The organism is Roseburia lenta, assembly GCF_014287435.1.
Lineage (GTDB): Bacteria > Bacillota > Clostridia > Lachnospirales > Lachnospiraceae > Pararoseburia > Pararoseburia lenta.
In genome coordinates, this window is sequence record NZ_JACOPG010000001.1 from 369,927 (window position 1) to 386,858 (window position 16,932).

The window sequence follows — 16,932 nt, forward strand, 5'->3', positions numbered from 1 at the left end:
ACAGTCCAAACCACAAACTACTCCTGCTTCAGACCGCACAATTTATCCACGGAGGAAATGATCTCTATGATCTCCGGTACATAATGTTCATGTTCCGTCATCAGACGATCAATCTCATTTCTCTCACTCTGCACGATCTTCCGGTTATCCTCGATGTGTCCCCTGATCTTTTGTCTTCGTTTTACCAGATTGTGTTTGATCTCCACCATCTCGTCTTCATCTATGAGTGCTTTGGTCTGATCCAGCCAGATCTTTCGATCATACAGATCGATCCTTTGTAAAAGTCGGATGAGGCGGCCGTTGAAATATTCCAGATCGTCATTGTTGCGCAGGAATTTTTCCTTTTCTTTGACAGCCGTCACATACTGTTCCCAAGTGTAATTGAGTTCGGTCGAATTGTGTACGCCGTACTTATCCTTTGTATATTCCACCGCTTTTGTCACATTGGCATATTTCATGCATACGACATTTAAGAGGTTGATCGCCTGATTTTCATTGCGGGTCGCCTGCCGCATCTGTTTTTGCAGATAAATGCTGCGGAAATAAATGATAAAGCCGCCCAGAGCACCCACGATAAAAAGTACCAAAAAGGCAACCGTCATATCCATCTTTGTCGCAAACTGTATGACAAATAAGAGGATCAAAAGCGTTGCATAAAGCAAAAATACTAAGAGAGATGCCCGCTTGATGATCTTGCGTTCCTGGGTAATGTCCTCGCGCTCGATCTCCCACTGGTTCTTCTGTGCCTCTAGGATATTTTTGTCCCGCCGCACCTTGTCCTGATAACGCTCGTTTTCCAACATCCGGTGGATGGTCTGCGGTACATCATCCTCATTCTGCTCCATCAAAAGGAACTGGCTGTCCGAAATATTGTAAGAGGCATTCTCATAAGCCTGACGCGCAGCATTCAACTGCTCGATATTGGATGCCGCTTCCCGGATTGCCTGTCTGGTCTCATCCGGCAGCCCCTCAATGGTCTGGATATCCGTCAGATAGGAAGTGACAACACGGTATTCTGCCTTTTCTTCCTCGATCTCTTTGGTCAAGGCAATGATCTGCTCGCAGGAATCCAAAATGTAGTGTTCCAACTTCTTGGGATCATTCCAGTTGTCGATGGTCTCGATCTCCTGATATACCTTGGCAAAAGCCTCATCGATCTCCTGTTCTTTTTTTCGTTTCTTTCCAAAAAATAACATGCCTTTCTCCCAACTGCTGTCTTTTTAAATGCGACACAAGTGATTGTAATCGACTTTCCAACTGCTCAAAATAGATCCGATCACCTGTGATCTGCCCGTTTCGGTCGCAAGTGCCTTTTGTATTTTTTCATCGAAAACATGGATCTCTTCGAGGGTACTGAGCATGGTGACTTCCTCGCAGATCTCATCTACCATATCCTGCGGGATAAAGTATTTGTCTACCAGTTCGTCGAAATGCTTCTGATCCTTGTTGCAGCGCAGTGCCGCCAGCATAGACCGGAGCGACTGCGTTTTGTGGTTGCGCTTGTAAGCCTCCTCAAAGCAGAGGGATGCCTCGCCAAAGAAAAACAACCTTCCGTAGGCAACGCCCAAGTTATGCCAGATATCTCCTTCAAAAGCGGTCGGTCCATGTGTGACCGCCGGGTCATCTAACATCTTTTCATATTCAAAAATAGCATCCACAATCTTATCTTTTTCCATCAGGCGGTCTGCCCGCATTTTCTGGCACTCTGTCGGACTCTTGTTCTCAAAAGACGCTATCGCCTGCAGCAGGTCACGGATCTCCACACTGGTCAGATAACCACTGTAATTTAGAATCTGTCCGATAAAAATATGCAACGGTGCCTGATTGGATAAGGTATCCAATAACTGCTTTTCCAGATCGCGTGCCCCCAGTTCCCCGCCGATCCACAGACAGAGTTCCTTGGATGCAAATTCTGCATTTAAAAGATAAACATTGTGTGCAATATAATAACTCAATTCTTCCAAAGAATAGACATTCAGCGCGCCATCCTCGATAAAATAAGGATTGGCTGCTATGGATTGTCTACATAAAATCAATTCACCCATCGGATGCCTCCTTATTCTTCCAGACAGACGGTATGCTCCCATGTACGGTTGGACGATGGTGCGATCTCCCCAAAGCCTAAGTCACGGATCGTGATCTTGATCTTACGGTCAGAGATCGGTTCTGCCGTAATACGAAGCCTGCTGGTCCTGCGTTCTCTTTCCACCATGTCCGTCAATTCCAAAAGTTCTACGTGAGCCTCCCTGCTCTCCGGCCGCTGGATCCAGACCTCGATCTCCGGTGTTCCGTCCAAAATGACCTCACATTCGCCCACCTCGTCAAACCAGGACTGTCCAGCTGTGATCAGAGTAAAAAACTGCATTTCATTGCCCACCAAGACCTTGAGGTAGAGATTTAACTTGAGTTCATTGTCTCCGATATAGACAAAAGGCCAATCCCGCTTCCCATCCTTGATAAAGCCTGCATAACAGGCGCCCTTGGAGTAAAGATTCTTTCCCACAAAGACCTTTCTGGTATGGCAAAGATACTGCAAAGATGCCTTCATCCAGTCTCCGTCAAAACCATCTCCGATCAGATAAACCGCCGAAACGACCTGTCCGTCGATCACATTCTGGGCGATCTTTTGAAACTCGCCGTCCTTTTGGTCTAAGAGTTTGCCATGATTTTTCTGATCTAAGTTGATGACCTGAGGTGTCGTATGCATATTACGCCGCAAGCGGCAGGACACCATATCCGACTCAGTATAGTCAAACATGACTACATCATGTAAAAAGGTCTCCGGTCCCTGGCTCAGTGCATAATAGTAAAAACTTTCCCTGCGGTCGATCAGAAGCAGTTTGTCTGTCTCGATCCCCAGTTTTACCATGATAGCCGAAAAGAGTTCCATGTATTCCACACTGACCTTGTCCAGACAGATGACAAGTTTTGTTAAAGGCATCATGGCTTGGGCGCTTCCTGCCAAAGAGAGGACACGCTTTAAAAAGATGGCAAGCAGATCACTCGCCGCGTACTTTTCATGCTCCAAAAAGACTTCTTCCCCAGTTCTCGCCTTATCAAGAAGATCTTCTACGCCAAGCGCTTCCCCGGATTTAACACGCACTTTTGCTTCGCGTCCGAAGAACCACTGACCAACGCCCTTTTTCTTGGCAAGGGCGGTCGGGATCTGATAGGACTCGCTGCCCATGATCGTGCTGATCGTCTGTGGCTCTTTCATATGCTGTTGGTAAATGCTGATCATGGTATATTTTTCACTGATATCCATACCAAGATACAAGCCCACATTCTCCTGTTCCATAAGTGCCTCTTATACTGTCGTAAATAGTTCCTTTGTCACCTGATCCAAGCCCTGATACTGCTTCATCAGTTCCAACAACTGCCCGTCTTCATGATAGAGGTAGGCATTTTGCATGGCATTCAATAGATCGTAGCGATCCAGATTGCCCTCCTGCAGATCACTGGAAATCGTCAGGTCATCCGCACATACCGGCAGGTCTGCTACCGCATCTGCATACAGGGCATAATGAATGGTCTCTCCGAAAAAGACAACGAACTGCTTGACGAAGATTCCCTCGTACATCTCGATCATTTCTTCCGTGATCGGCTGCCCATCATCAAAACGATAGGTGATGGTGATCCGCTCTCCCGGATTGCCCCGGTATTCCACAAAATGTTTATCATACAGATGATACTTGATGATCAGTTTATGATCGACATTCTTGTAGAACTGGAAATAGACATTCCGCAAGATGTAATACTGCAAGAGTTGATCCAAAAGGGCAAACTCTTTTTCATCCAAGGTATCCTTGCCGGATAGATATTTCATGTATGCCAGATTGCAACTTTCCTTTAACTCGATGCCTTTTGCAAAATAATAGGAAAGATAGTCAAACAACTTGTCTGGCACATGTTCCTTTGAGAGCATATATGCATGCGCCCAGTAATTCAGATAAGCCTCGATCAGCATGCGGTCTTTGACACGCGCCAGATAGGAATCATAAATAGCCGCCGTTTCCTCCATGCAGTTTTCCGCATACAAGGTCTGGAATAAAATATTTTCTTCCAGCGCCACCACGGACATTTCTTCTGCTTTTGCCGCCTGCCAGAGATAGATCATATCCGGGCTTGGTCCCACATAGTTTTCTGCCAGATAGGATACCGTTGCCGGTGAAGTCTGCTTCTGTCCCAATAAATAGCCACACAAAGAAAGTAAAAATTCATCTTCTGCAAATTCAGTCGTCAACAGCCTTTCGGTGCACATCTGTAAGAGCAGGCGGTCATCCACCTGCAATCCGTAATAGTCCTGCATGAGGGCATAGGCTCTCTCATAGTCCTGCCGCTGGATGAATAAGGAGATCACAAAACCTCTGGTCCTTGCATCCAACTGCCCAAAGTCCACATGCTTTGCAAAATGTTCTTCTAAGACTTCTTCCCTGCAATGATCCTGTAAAAAGCCAATAAATGCACTGTATTTTTCCTGTTTATAACGCTTGGAAACCAGCGAAGAATCCAAAAATACCTGCATGCGTTTTACATCATCCAAGGTATAGTCTTCCGCTTCTTTTTTCTCCGCAAAATCCGCAAGGATAAAAGGAAGGGAAAGCGGTGACAATTGTTCCAGCCTCTTGATAAAACGCTCCGGGTACATAAGCCTTTGTAGGGTGTATGCCTTGTGATCGCTGATCAGGGTGCCATTCCCCGTCTCAAGCAGTAACCGGTACTGTCCCGGCAGGATCGGAATACATGCCTGATGGTCTTGTACCGGGATCACGATCGGCATTTCATACTGCTCCTGATAGATAAATGCACGGGTGATGTCCGGATAAAGGCAGACCAGTTTTTTCATAAAGACCATGCCCGAGATCAGATGCGCCATCTCCTCATCGACTACGCCCATCTCCAGAACATTCTGATAGATGATCGCCAGATTGTCATTCATGCGATTGGCTTTCATCTGCTCGATCGCAAAAGTTTCGATGTTGCGCAGATACTGCTCATAAAGCCCCGGTGCCTTGCGTCTTTCCGAAATGATATTGGCATAAAGAAGTGCCTTCTTTTGATATGGCAGATTGCAACTATAGCGGAAGTACATAGTCACCATCTGCGGCAGTTCTTCCGTACTGTTGTCCGGCATGGAAAGCATATAAGCCTCATACAAGCCGCTCAGACGCAGATCCAGACGGATTGCCTCGCGATACCAGTCCAGATACTTTTCCTGAAACATCTGGTTGCGCAACAAATAAGATACCAGAACAGAAAAGGCTTCCTCGCTATGCTCCACCTCGTATGCCTTCTGTGCGATCAAGAAAATGTGCGGATCAAAATCTTTGACCTTTTCCATCACATGCAAGACCTGCATTGCCACATCTTTGGTAAAGGTCACATGTCTTGCTGCCCAGTATAAGATCTTGGTCGCATGCGCATCAAAGGCATGCAAAAGATAAGGATCCTGCACATACATGGCATATGCCTCAATATATAAAAACGGTGTATCGTTATCTGCTTCGATCCATTGTAAAATGGCTTTGAGTTTCCGCGCCGGATTTTCCATATATTCTTCCCGCAAAAAAGATAAAAACCAGAAGAGTCTGACATCCTCCGGGTGCTCTCGAAAGATAGTCTCGATCTCTTTTGTCAGGCGGTCGACATAGGACTTTTCCTGCTCGATCAGGGTGCAGAGATACAAAAGATATGCCCAGAGAACGCTCTGCTTGTCTGCGATCTCCCGCTTCATATCGGAAATGATCCAAAGTGCCTCCTGCCGCTTTTTGCCCACGATCAGGCACTGCGCCTTCATCAGGCGATACCATGCATTATTCGGGCGGCGCTCTAACAGTTCATCTAAGATCTGTACCGAGCCATCACACCACTCGCCTGTCGTGATCTGGCGGAAACGATACGCTTTATAGGTATCCGTCAAATCTGCCAGACACTCTTTATCCCTGCGCCATGGAAATTCCTTTTTTTCATCTTCCTGATCAAAGGTCGCCATGATGTCAATGACACGCACCGTTCCCTTGCAGGAGAATGTGATCCGCGCACGGTTAATGCCCGCGTGCATGCGGTTCTTGTGTATATAATAATTGAGAAGCATGGTAGAACCAAGAAAATAGTCTGTCGTAATCAGATCTTTTTCCACAGTGACAAAAGGACTGTCACTCTCCACTGTGATCTCAATATAGCCCCATGTATTCTTGGCAACCACTAAGGTCTCCTTGCGATTTTCGCTCACGCGGTAAAATTCTTCCTTGCGCTCGCGCACCGTAAAATCGACGGCATCTTTTAAGCCCACCGCCACTAAAAATTCTTCTAAATTGGCTGAAGACGGTAAAGCCTTACGATAGCCGGTATAGACCATGCGGACTGCCTTTTCCTGTCTTGCAATGAACTTTTCAAAAGCCTGCGAATAAAACAACTGCATGGCTTCTGCCCAATGTCCCTGTGCAAGACTTGCAAAATCGGATAAACTTGCGATCTCGCCTGTAGATGCATACAGGCGGTCTGCCTCAAATTGCACATCAAAAGGAAGGCGACACTCCCTCTGGTTACATACAATGGTAAAATAACCGGTAAGCCTGTCCCCTTCTTGATAATCCTGACCCAGCACTTCAAAACGGATCGTTGCTTCCATCCCGTCAAACTGCGGCTTTACGATGCGCACATATGGATTGGAAGAATAGACGATTCCCCGGATAGAGACCTCATTGGTAGAGTGCATGAAAAACTCACCCTGTAAGCGTTCTCCCTGCCTGCCACGCACGGTAACTGTCTCCTCTGAAAATGCTATCTGCGGCCTTCTGTTGTCAAATTTATCTTCTGACATCCGCCAGATTCGTTTTCGCAAAATATGACACCCTTTTCCTGCCGTTTTGTCTTCTGTCGGTTGCAATTTTCGACGCAAAAAGACTATAATGGATTATAAACTATTTAAGAAGGACATGCAATAAACTTTGTCCTTTGCAGGAGGAAAGCATGCTTACACATAAAGACCATTTCCATGGCAGCGACTTAGAAAAAATAGAGCAGATCTACGGTATCCGCAAGGAAGATATTGTAAGTTTTTCAGCCAATGTCAATCCCCTGGGTATCTCACCGAAGTTGCGGGAGCATCTGGCAAAACATATCGACTGTATCACGACCTATCCTGACCGGGAATATTCTTCCCTGCGTCAGTGCATGGCAGATTATGTCGGCACAGAAAAAGAAAACATCATTGTCGGCAACGGCTCTACCGAACTGATCTCCCTTTTTATACAGATCGAGCATCCAAAGAAAGCCATGATCTTAGGACCTACCTATTCCGAATATGAAAGAGAAGTTTCTCTCGGTGGAGGGACGACCGTCTACTATCCGCTCAAGGAGGAAAGCGGTTTTAAACTGGATACCACCCACTTTACCTCAAAACTGGATGATTCCATTGATCTTTTGATCCTCTGCAATCCAAACAATCCTACCTCCAGCTGCATTTCCCTGGATGATATGCGTACCATCCTAGATGTCTGCAAGGAGCATGGTATCTATGTCATGGTCGATGAGACCTATATCGAGTTCGTTGAAGATGTAGTTCATACCAGTGCCGTCTCACTGACTGCCTACTACAACAATATCATCATCCTGCGCGGCACCAGCAAATTCTTTGCTGCACCGGGTCTTCGTCTCGGCTATGCCATTACCGGCAACGAAGACCTGCTCCGTAATATGAACCAGCGCAAAAATCCATGGATGATCAATTCACTTGCTGCGATCGCCGGGGAACTCATGTTTCAGGATGACGAATATATACAGGCGACCAGAGATCTGATCAGCACGGAACGCGCCCGCTGTTATCAGACAATGCTAAATTCCAAGCGTTTCCATCCATACAAGCCGACTGCGAATTTTATGCTCATGCGCATTATGGATGAAGACTTAAACAGCGGTATCCTGTTTGACCGCGCCATCCGCGAAGGGCTTATGATCCGGGATTGCTCGACTTTCCCATTCTTAAATGACAAGTATATCCGCTTCTGCTTTATGGATCCTGCGGATAACGACCGGCTTTTGGATTGTCTCTTACGTTAGATCACTTATTTCATATGATGCAAAAAAGAGAAAGGCGAATGCAAAAGATGCAAACGCCTTTCTCTTTTATTCTGTTCTCATAAATTATTTATTCTGGAAGTATTCGTGAATACCCTTTGCAGCAGCCTTTCCTGCACCCATGGCAAGGATAACTGTTGCTGCGCCTGTCACGGCATCACCGCCTGCGTAAACAGCTTCTTTTGAAGTTGTGCCATCGTCCTCACAGATGATGCATCCTCTCTTATTCACATCAAGTCCTCTTGTCGTAGAAGAAATGAGTGGATTTGGAGAAGTACCAAGTGACATGATGACGGTATCTGCCTCGATCTCATACTCAGATCCAGGAATTTCCACCGGTCTTCTTCTTCCGGATTCATCCGGCTCACCCAGTTCCATCTTGATGACGCGAACGCCCTTGACACAACCGTTTTCATCTACTAAGATCTCGGTCGGATTCTGCAATAGATCAAAGATAACGCCTTCCTCTTTTGCATGATGTACTTCTTCCACTCGTGCAGGAAGTTCTGCTTCACTACGACGGTAAACGATATGTACTTCTGCGCCCAGACGGAGTGCTGTTCTTGCAGCATCCATAGCAACGTTACCACCACCGACAACAACGACTTTCTTGCCGCGTGCGATCGGTGTATCATAACCTTCCTTAAATGCTTTCATCAGGTTATTTCTGGTAAGGAATTCATTGGCAGAGAATACGCCCTTTGCCTGCTCGCCCGGGATTCCCATAAATCTAGGAAGACCTGCACCGGAGCCGATAAAGACTGCCTCAAATCCTTCTTTTTCCATCAACTCATCAATCGTTACGGAACGACCGATGATAACATTTGTCTCAATCTTAACACCAAGAGACTTTACATTTTCTACTTCTGCGGCAACAACCTTGCTCTTCGGCAGACGGAACTCAGGAATACCGTAAACCAGTACACCACCTGCTTCGTGCAGTGCCTCAAAAATAGTAACATCATAGCCAAGTTTTGCCAGATCACCGGCACAGGTAAGTCCTGCAGGACCGGAGCCGATCACTGCGACCTTGTGACCATTCTTTTCGCTAGCGCCCTGTGGCTTGATGCCATTTTCTCTTGCCCAGTCAGCCGTGAAACGCTCCAGTTTTCCGATGGAAACGGCTTCGCCCTTGATTCCACGGATACACTTGCCTTCACACTGGCTCTCCTGTGGGCAGACACGTCCACAAACGGCTGGAAGTGCAGAAGACTCGCTGATCACTTCATATGCCTTTTCGATGTCGCCATCTTTTACAGCTGCGATGAAATCCGGGATCTGAATGGAAACCGGGCATCCCTTGATACACTGTGCATTCTTGCAGTTCAAGCAACGGGATGCTTCTTCCATAGCCTCTTCTTTATTGTATCCTAAACATACTTCTTCAAAGTTAGTGGCACGAACCTTTGGATCCTGCTCACTGACCGGAACTTTTACTAAAACATCACCCATTACTTGTCACCTCCACAATGTCCGCATCCGCCGTGGTGTGTATCACCTTCCTGTAAAGCAAGCATCGCGCGACCTTCTTCTGTCTTATACTGCTGCTGTCTGGACATAGCCTGATCAAAATCAACCAAGTGACCGTCAAACTCCGGTCCGTCCACACATGCAAATTTTACCTGATCTCCAACAACCAGACGACAAGCACCGCACATTCCGGTACCGTCTACCATGATCGGGTTCATAGATACGATCGTCGGGATACCAAGTTCTTTGGTAAGTTTGCAGACGAATTTCATCATGATCATAGGTCCGATGGCTACACACCAGTTGAACTCCTGACCTTCGTCTACCAATGCCTGCAACTGATTGGTTCCCATTCCATGGAAGCCATAAGAACCGTCATCTGTTGTAACACAAAGTTGTGTGGCAACTTCACGCATTTCATCCACATAGAACAAAAGATCCTTGGTACGGGATCCCATGATCACGGTCGTTTCTACGCCATGCTCTTTCAGCCATTTTACCTGTGGATAGATCGGTGCGGTCCCCACGCCGCCCGCGATAAAGACGATCTTTTTCTTCTTTGTCTCCTCGAGGTTCTCCTCTACACACAGTTCTGACGGCTGTCCCAGCGGACCTACAAAGTCCATAAAGGCATCTCCCACAGCAAGGTGTGACATTCTCTCTGTGGATGCTCCTACGGTCTGGAATACGATCGTGATCGTACCAGCCTCTCTGTCATAATCGCAGATCGTCAGTGGAATTCTCTCTCCCACTTCATCGATCTTGGCGATGATGAACTGTCCCGGCAGACAATTATCTGCCACTCTCGGTGCCTTCACATCCATCAAGAAAATCTTGTCAGCAAGTTTTTCTTTTTTTACGATTGGATACATAGTTTTCCTCCCATTTTCTTATTTTCTATTTGATATGCCAATCCTTAGCGGATTTCTCGCCTCCTAAGTGGAATGCACAGCATATAAAATACGATTCTTCTGTTAACCCTGTGTTAAGCCTGTCTTTAACTAAAGTAAACCAACTCGTCCTGTGGTTTTTCTGCCGGTTTCATCTCGATCGGATAAAGGATCGGACCCTTGCCCTTATATTCTCTTGCAAATTCAACCTTGATACGTGCGGTAAGGTCGATCCAGGAGCGATGCTCCGGTGTATTTTCCATGCCGGTCTTGCACATCATGCCAAGGAAGGTAATGTCCTCCACGCAACAAGTCATGGCAAAACGTCCCGGCACGATAACGCCGCGCTTTAACTTACCATCCTTTGGATTGTAGACCAAACCTAAGAAATGCACTTTCTTGCCATCGTATTTCTTTGGATTTTCCATGCAGTCCATAAACCAGAGGGCATAATCTGCATCGGAAATCTCGATCACATCTGCATTGATGTCAAAAGGAAGTTCTTCCTCACGATCGTCGATCGTACCATCTGCTCTCTCATAAACGATCTGCGCCGGACGGTTGACTGCCTTGATATTGCCACGGAACTTGCTCTTTGGCGTGTTGTCATCACAGCGGTTGAAGATAACAACTTCTGCCTGAAAGAATTGTTCCATCATCATGGAACGCATATTTGCCATATACATCTCAAAAGTCGTTGCATCCACAGTAGCGAGGGACTGCACGATCACCCAATTCTTTGGAAGCTCCATCTCATAGACTTCGCCTACGCCCCAGGTTCCATTGTATTCAACGAAAACGACATCCGGACGGTACTGGTCTGCAATTTCCTGTAAATGCTCTGTATTAAACTCTGCTTCTGTATCAATGGTTGCGACAGATGCGTTGATCGTCTTTAACTTTTCGGTGTCATACTCCACATCGCCGTCTTCACAGGCAATGATGAGAATACGGTCATCATCTTCAGCAAAGCCATTTTCAAATAGGGTTTCCTGGATCAAAGTGGTCTTACCACTATCCATAAAACCAGTGAAAAAATATACCGGTATTTCTGCCATAATCTTTCCTCTTTCTTATAATTCTATGTCCTATCAGAAGATAGGGTATCGCCATATTTAGGCGATACCGAAGAGTTCCTCTAACTGATGTTCGTCAATATCTGTACCGATAACTACCAGACGTCCTGTGTAATCCGGCTCACCGGTACGCAGTTCGTACTCGCCATCTACCAGATCAAAGTAGATCCATGTGCCGTCAGTAGACTGTACCATACCCTTGGAACGGATGACGGTTCCGTAGTCTTCTGTCTCAGCAAATGCCTTCAGAGCATTCTCGATCGTTGCACGTTCAAAGATGTGCGGTGTCTCCTTGCCCCAACTTGTGAATACATCATCTGCATGATGATGGTGATGCTCATGATCGTGGTCATGACATCCGCAGGTGCAACCCTCGCCATGGTCGTGATGATGCTCGTGTTCTTCGTGGTCATGATCATGATGATGCTCATGTTCTTCGTGATCATGATCATGGTGGTGTTCGTGTTCCTCGTGGTCATGCTCGTGATGATGTTCGTGTTCATGCGCCTCGTGTGCTGCCTCTGCCAAAGTCTTCATTTCAAGATTATCCTGTCCTTCGATAACCTTTAAAATCTGACTTCCCTGAATTTCATCCCAAGGTGTTGTAATAATCGCAGCTTTTGGATTGAACTTTTGAATCTGTTTTACGCAAAACTCCAGCTGTTCCGGTGTAGCCTTCTGACTTCTGCTCAATACAACCGTTGTTGCATATTCAATCTGGTTGTTAAAGAATTCGCCAAAGGCTTTCATCTGCTTCGATGCCTTTAATGCATTTACAACCGTAACAAGTGCGTTTACCTTAACATCATGTGTCTTTTCTAAATCAATCACAGACGCCATAACATCTGATAATTTGCCTACACCTGATGGCTCTATCAAAATACGGTCTGGTGAAAATTTATCTAAAACTTCCTGTAAATTCTTTGCAAAATCTCCTACCAATGAGCAGCAGATGCAGCCAGAGTTCATCTCTGAAATCTCAATACCGGAATCTTTTAAAAATCCACCATCAATACCAACTTCACCGAACTCATTCTCTATTAATACAAGTTTCTCACCAGTGTAAACTTCATCAATCATTTTCTTGATAAATGTTGTCTTACCTGCTCCTAAAAATCCAGAAATAATGTCAATTTTTGTCATAATTTCATCCTTCTTTCTCTTGACTTTCTGCTTATAAATATAGCAACATATATTATAGCATAAATCCATTTGTGTACAATGGTCGAAATTTTCCTTTTGTGGAAAAAAAGATTATGCAAAAACCACAAAATATTTTTTTAAAATGGAGGGTAATTCTATGGATCCAAAGAGAGAACATCACAAAATATTAGCCAATCAGTTGATTAAAAATCTGGCAAAACGTCATATGGAAGGATTTTACTGTGAAACACCAGAAGAGGCATGTAGCCTTGCTTCTTCGCTTATGAAACAAGGTTCTTCTGTATCCTGGGGTGGTACGATGACCATGAAAGAAATTGGTTTGGACAAAGTAATTGCCAACCGCTCTGATTTGATTGTCTATGACCGTGCTAACGCAAACTCGCAGGAAGAAATTGATGAAATCTATCGCAAAACTTTTTCTGCAGACAATTTTATCATGAGTACAAATGCCATTTCCCTTGATGGACAACTCGTAAACATTGATGGCACAGGAAATCGTGTTGCTGCACTTATCTTCGGACCAAAGCAGGTCATTGTTATTGCCGGCATGAACAAGGTCTGCCATGACTTAGATAGTGCTATGGTGCGCGCAAGAAATATCGCATCCCCACCAAATGCTCTTCGATTTGACAAAAAAACACCTTGTACCGCAAATGGAAGTTGCGGTGACTGCCTTTCTAATGATTGCATCTGTAATCAGATTGTAATCACCAGAAACAGTCGCGACGAAAACAGAATCAAAGTAATCCTTGTAGAAGGTGAATGGGGTTACTAAAATAACCCACAAAATGCCTGTCTTTCCTGTTCTCACACAGAAAAGGCAGGCACTTTTTATCTGTATCCTAAATATTCTAAGAACCCTTCGCATCCAGCCACAATATCGCGATATGTTGCTTCGAAGTCTCCCGTATACCAGGGGCCCGCCACATCATCTGTTTCCTGCAAGCACTGATTTTTCTTATAATCTGCAAAAGAAAGGTTGAAATCCGTGAAGAGCAAATCAACATTTCCGATGCTTCTCCCAGAATGCGACTGCATCCCGCAGCCAGCCATCTGCCGCAGTATCTATCCCCAGGCCAAAGCCATGACCCAGCTTATCATACATGACGATATCGACATTTTCCTGCCCCAGCGCTTTCCTGATGTCCGGGATGATTTTCTCCACGGCCGCAAAACCGGTAGGGTCATCCCGCCCGACCCTGGAAAATACAGCAAGCCCCTTGTCCTTCTCGTGAACCTTAAGCTCCCAGTGCAGGCCATAGATGGGGAAGATGGCGGCGGGCCTTGGCAGATTATGTTTATGGCAGCAGTCCTTATAATCAGAAAATGCGTAGGCTGTCGTCATCAGGCCTCCAGCGGAGAACCCGAACATACCAAAGCCGTCCATCGTATAGCCGTACTCTGCCTGATGCCCTATCAGATACCTTACCGCCGGCAGCACATCCTTGGATGCCTCCTCGCCCTTGGCCTGCGGTTCGGTTTCATGCAGCTCCACATTCACACGGTAGACCAGCACAAACACACTGTATCCCCTCCTGTGCAGCTCCATGGCTGCCGGGATGCTCTCCAAATAAGAGGCTACGCCGTCAAACCCGCCGCCCGCAATCTGCACAGCCACGGGCTTCCCTGGCTTCCCCTGGAACAGGATCCCCTGTACCTTTCCCTTGTCGGGATCACGCCTTACCTCATCCTCCGCATAAAGCCCGCTGATGAAATGCACCTTTTTCAGCCCTTTCTGCTCCACGACATAGTTGAAACCATCCACGATGCTCTGCGCCTGTGCGGGCTGCCCGATAAGATTGCACAAACCATGGACGCTCATGCCTGACATGGCATATATTTCCTTTGGCGACCCGGTCTTCATAAAAAGCTCCGGCCTGCCCTCCCATACGGGATGCTGCAGGAAGAACGCCATCTTGTCATTGATCGTAGCCCTGCGGAACCCTCCCGCGTCATTGTAAAACTCCGATTCCTTTACCTTCGGCATATGCTTGACGCCTAAGATTGCCGGCCAGAACAGCCCTTTGTACTTACCCATGTTTTTTCCCTCCTTATCTATTTCAGAACGGTCTCGGAAACTCCATAAAGCCCGAATCTCCGCTCTTTTTGTACTTGTTACTTTTTTCGTTTCCTCCCATTTTCAGAGAAGGATTTTAAATTTTTTCAGCAATTTTTCAAAAAACTATTGACATTTCTCGTGAATTGTGAGTTTCTTTATCCTGTTTTTTCTGCTCATTTCTATGGGACTTACTCCACCCTCTCTTACTCTTTGGAAAGCTCAGGAAATAAAGCCTAAAATTACGGAGGTTCTTGTAAACCGCCTGCTTAACGGAAAAATTATTCATTTTAATTTCGAGGCTACCCTTCAACATCTCTTTTATTCCGTTGCTGTTCTTCCCTCCGTTCAATGCGGTCTGATTTCTTCTGAAAACCTTACGGTTTCCGGCGACGGTACCGCTGTCCATACTCATGCCACCCCGAGGGGACACCGTTTAAATCCTGACCCCGATAAACCATACAACCCGGATGTTCCTCGCCATTTTTCAGCCCCCGATGCCTCATGGGGATGGGACAGCGATATGGAAAAATACTATTACGGATATACCCTCTTTCAGCTGTCCTGCCATAACCATTCACTACACGTTGATATTCCACTCCTTTTGCGGTTTACCAGTGCCAAAAGACATGATTCTGTCAGTTTTCTGGTAGCTTTCCATGAATTTGAAAAACACATGCCCGACCTGCACATATCAAATATGTGCCTTGATTCTGCCATGGATAACTATCCAACATATAACCTGTTAAAAGATCGGCATATTCATGCTTTTATTGACCTTAACGCTAAGTGTGGTCGCCCGAAATCTATTCCGGATAACATTCATATTGATAAGGACGGAACTCCTATCTGCCAACAGGGAGAACGCATGGCTCCCAATGGCTATGACAAAGCCTGTGGTTGTCTTTTATGGCGATGTCCTTATGGTAAAAACCACTGTTCTAAATGTGAGCACCATAGTTGGGGGGCTTTTGACCCCAACATCTTTTAAAAAGGTCAAATGTTTTATAATTTTATAAAACACTTGACCTCTCAAAGTTCACTCTTCCTGTTCTTGAAAAAATTATTTCCGATGTGCCTCCCAGAATTCCACTGCCTCTTCAAGCCAATGAGGTACTATGGTATTGGAACCAATACCAAATCCATGTCCGAGATTATCGTAAATCCGTACAGACACATTGTCCTCACCCAACACGGATTTCAATTGCGGAAGTCTCTTCTCTACATTTCCGAATCCGTATTCGTCCTCGCGCCCTGCGATGGAAAATACCGCCAGTCCCTTATCCTGCTCAAGCGCTTTCACATTCCAGTCCAGACCATACATCGGGAAAATCACTTTTGGTCTCGGCAGTTTTACTTTGTGACAGCAGTCCTCGTAATTTGCGAAGGAATATGCCGTAGTCATCATGCCGCCTGCCGAGAAACCGAATATCGCATAGTCATCCATATCCACAGACAGTTCCTGCTCATGCTCCTTTAGATAACGGATTACCTGCACCAACTCCCTGACCGCTGCCTGCCCCTGTTTTTCCTGCTCCGTTTCTCCCAGCTGTTTGCCAATCGGGTAACTGATTACCAATACGGAGTACCCCAACTTGTGTAATTTCATTGCCACGGGATATCCCTCGCAATCCGTCACATTACTGATAAATCCACCTCCGGGAACGACCACCGCCAACGGTTTTCCTTGCTTTCCTTTGTAAAACATTCCGGTCAAATGAGACTGATATGGATTCTGTTCTATCATTTCCTTCGGGTTAATATCGGAAATCAACTGCGCCTCTCCACTTTCCACAAGCCGGGTCAGGTAATGAAAAGCCTCCAGTGCATTTTCCATCTGATCACTTCTGCCCTGCGCTTTTAGAAAATCTGCATATTTTGCCGGGGCAATCGCTTTTAACACGTTATCCTCAACATTAAAAAACATATGCTTATAGCCGCCAAACACCGGATGCTGCATAAAAAATGCCATTTTATCATCTTTTTCCGCTTTCCGGAATGTTCCGTCTGCCTGATAATAATCTTCCTTTTTTATATTCGGAAAACCGCCGATGCCAAACAGTGCCGGCAGAAACATCGCATTTTTCTTATAAACATACCCCACGAAGCCGACTGCCAAAATGAGCAGCACGAGTATTATCATTGCCAGAATTTTCATATGTTCTTTCACTCCTTATCTCTTGTCAGTTCCATCGCA

Annotated in this window: 13 protein-coding genes; 3 read left to right on the forward strand and 10 right to left on the reverse strand. The window is 45.9% G+C overall.

Annotated features, from left to right (window positions below):
• Positions 1-17: 17 nt before the first annotated feature.
• The 4 genes from H8R94_RS01885 to H8R94_RS01900 are packed head-to-tail and all read right to left on the reverse strand — an operon-like array spanning position 18 to position 6,844.
• The gene (locus H8R94_RS01885; RefSeq protein WP_118281044.1) at positions 18-1,196 is read right to left on the reverse strand and encodes a hypothetical protein; all 1,179 of its coding nucleotides are present in this window, start codon (positions 1,194-1,196) and stop codon (positions 18-20) included.
• Positions 1,197-1,220: 24 nt separating this feature from the next.
• Positions 1,221-2,045, reverse strand: coding sequence for a hypothetical protein (locus H8R94_RS01890; protein WP_118281043.1), 825 nt, complete (start codon positions 2,043-2,045; stop codon positions 1,221-1,223).
• Positions 2,046-2,056: 11 nt separating this feature from the next.
• Positions 2,057-3,298 carry a DUF5716 family protein gene (locus H8R94_RS01895; protein WP_186853721.1) on the reverse strand — a complete coding sequence of 414 codons (1,242 nt, stop codon included), beginning with the start codon at positions 3,296-3,298 and terminating at the stop codon, positions 2,057-2,059.
• Between the two features lie 9 nt (positions 3,299-3,307).
• Positions 3,308-6,844, reverse strand: coding sequence for a DUF5717 family protein (locus tag H8R94_RS01900; protein WP_186853722.1), 3,537 nt, complete (start codon positions 6,842-6,844; stop codon positions 3,308-3,310).
• Positions 6,845-6,972: 128 nt separating this feature from the next.
• Here H8R94_RS01900 and H8R94_RS01905 point away from each other — a divergent pair, with 128 nt between their 5' ends.
• Positions 6,973-8,061, forward strand: coding sequence for a pyridoxal phosphate-dependent aminotransferase (locus H8R94_RS01905; RefSeq protein ID WP_186853723.1), 1,089 nt, complete (start codon positions 6,973-6,975; stop codon positions 8,059-8,061).
• Positions 8,062-8,145: 84 nt separating this feature from the next.
• Here the strand turns inward: H8R94_RS01905 and gltA are convergent, their stop codons facing one another.
• The 4 genes from gltA to H8R94_RS01925 all read right to left on the reverse strand — a co-directional run bounded on the left by gltA (position 8,146) and on the right by H8R94_RS01925 (position 12,658).
• The gene (gltA, locus tag H8R94_RS01910) at positions 8,146-9,531 is read right to left on the reverse strand and encodes an NADPH-dependent glutamate synthase (protein ID WP_186853724.1); all 1,386 of its coding nucleotides are present in this window, start codon (positions 9,529-9,531) and stop codon (positions 8,146-8,148) included.
• Positions 9,531-10,421 (reverse strand): sulfide/dihydroorotate dehydrogenase-like FAD/NAD-binding protein, encoded by an 891-nt coding sequence (locus tag H8R94_RS01915; protein WP_118281038.1) that lies wholly within the window; start codon positions 10,419-10,421, stop codon positions 9,531-9,533. Before H8R94_RS01915 ends, gltA begins: the two co-directional genes overlap by 1 nt.
• Before the next feature lie 125 nt (positions 10,422-10,546).
• Positions 10,547-11,500 (reverse strand): TIGR03943 family putative permease subunit, encoded by a 954-nt coding sequence (locus H8R94_RS01920; RefSeq protein WP_118281037.1) that lies wholly within the window; start codon positions 11,498-11,500, stop codon positions 10,547-10,549.
• A gap of 54 nt (positions 11,501-11,554) precedes the next feature.
• Entirely contained in the window at positions 11,555-12,658 is a 1,104-nt protein-coding gene (locus tag H8R94_RS01925; protein WP_186853726.1) for a CobW family GTP-binding protein, read from the reverse strand.
• Positions 12,659-12,815: 157 nt separating this feature from the next.
• On the opposite strand from H8R94_RS01925, the gene H8R94_RS01930 reads away from it, so the two are divergent.
• Entirely contained in the window at positions 12,816-13,454 is a 639-nt protein-coding gene (locus H8R94_RS01930; RefSeq protein WP_118281036.1) for a lactate utilization protein, read from the forward strand.
• Between the two features lie 225 nt (positions 13,455-13,679).
• On the opposite strand, the gene H8R94_RS01935 is transcribed toward H8R94_RS01930, so the two are convergent.
• Complete coding sequence (locus H8R94_RS01935) at positions 13,680-14,717, reverse strand: alpha/beta hydrolase (RefSeq protein WP_118281035.1); 1,038 nt, start codon at positions 14,715-14,717, stop codon at positions 13,680-13,682.
• Positions 14,718-14,883: 166 nt separating this feature from the next.
• Between H8R94_RS01935 and H8R94_RS01940 the strand changes: the two genes are divergently transcribed.
• Positions 14,884-15,726 carry a hypothetical protein gene (locus H8R94_RS01940; protein ID WP_243238430.1) on the forward strand — a complete coding sequence of 281 codons (843 nt, stop codon included), beginning with the start codon at positions 14,884-14,886 and terminating at the stop codon, positions 15,724-15,726.
• 72 nt (positions 15,727-15,798) lie between these two features.
• On the opposite strand, the gene H8R94_RS01945 is transcribed toward H8R94_RS01940, so the two are convergent.
• Positions 15,799-16,893, reverse strand: coding sequence for an alpha/beta hydrolase (locus tag H8R94_RS01945; RefSeq protein WP_118281034.1), 1,095 nt, complete (start codon positions 16,891-16,893; stop codon positions 15,799-15,801).
• Positions 16,894-16,932 lie beyond the last annotated feature (39 nt).

Excerpts from the sequence above, each read along its gene's own strand:
- H8R94_RS01895 (WP_186853721.1), bottom strand. The coding sequence starts at position 3,298 with ATGGAACAGGAGAATGTGGGCTTGTATCTTGGTATGGATATCAGTGAA.
- H8R94_RS01925 (WP_186853726.1), bottom strand. The coding sequence starts at position 12,658 with ATGACAAAAATTGACATTATTTCTGGATTTTTAGGAGCAGGTAAGACA.
- H8R94_RS01885 (WP_118281044.1), bottom strand. The coding sequence starts at position 1,196 with ATGTTATTTTTTGGAAAGAAACGAAAAAAAGAACAGGAGATCGATGAG.
- gltA (WP_186853724.1), bottom strand. The coding sequence starts at position 9,531 with ATGGGTGATGTTTTAGTAAAAGTTCCGGTCAGTGAGCAGGATCCAAAG.
- H8R94_RS01905 (WP_186853723.1), top strand. The coding sequence starts at position 6,973 with ATGCTTACACATAAAGACCATTTCCATGGCAGCGACTTAGAAAAAATA.
- H8R94_RS01915 (WP_118281038.1), bottom strand. The coding sequence starts at position 10,421 with ATGTATCCAATCGTAAAAAAAGAAAAACTTGCTGACAAGATTTTCTTG.
- H8R94_RS01945 (WP_118281034.1), bottom strand. The coding sequence starts at position 16,893 with ATGAAAATTCTGGCAATGATAATACTCGTGCTGCTCATTTTGGCAGTC.
- H8R94_RS01935 (WP_118281035.1), bottom strand. The coding sequence starts at position 14,717 with ATGGGTAAGTACAAAGGGCTGTTCTGGCCGGCAATCTTAGGCGTCAAG.
- H8R94_RS01890 (WP_118281043.1), bottom strand. The coding sequence starts at position 2,045 with ATGGGTGAATTGATTTTATGTAGACAATCCATAGCAGCCAATCCTTAT.
- H8R94_RS01930 (WP_118281036.1), top strand. The coding sequence starts at position 12,816 with ATGGATCCAAAGAGAGAACATCACAAAATATTAGCCAATCAGTTGATT.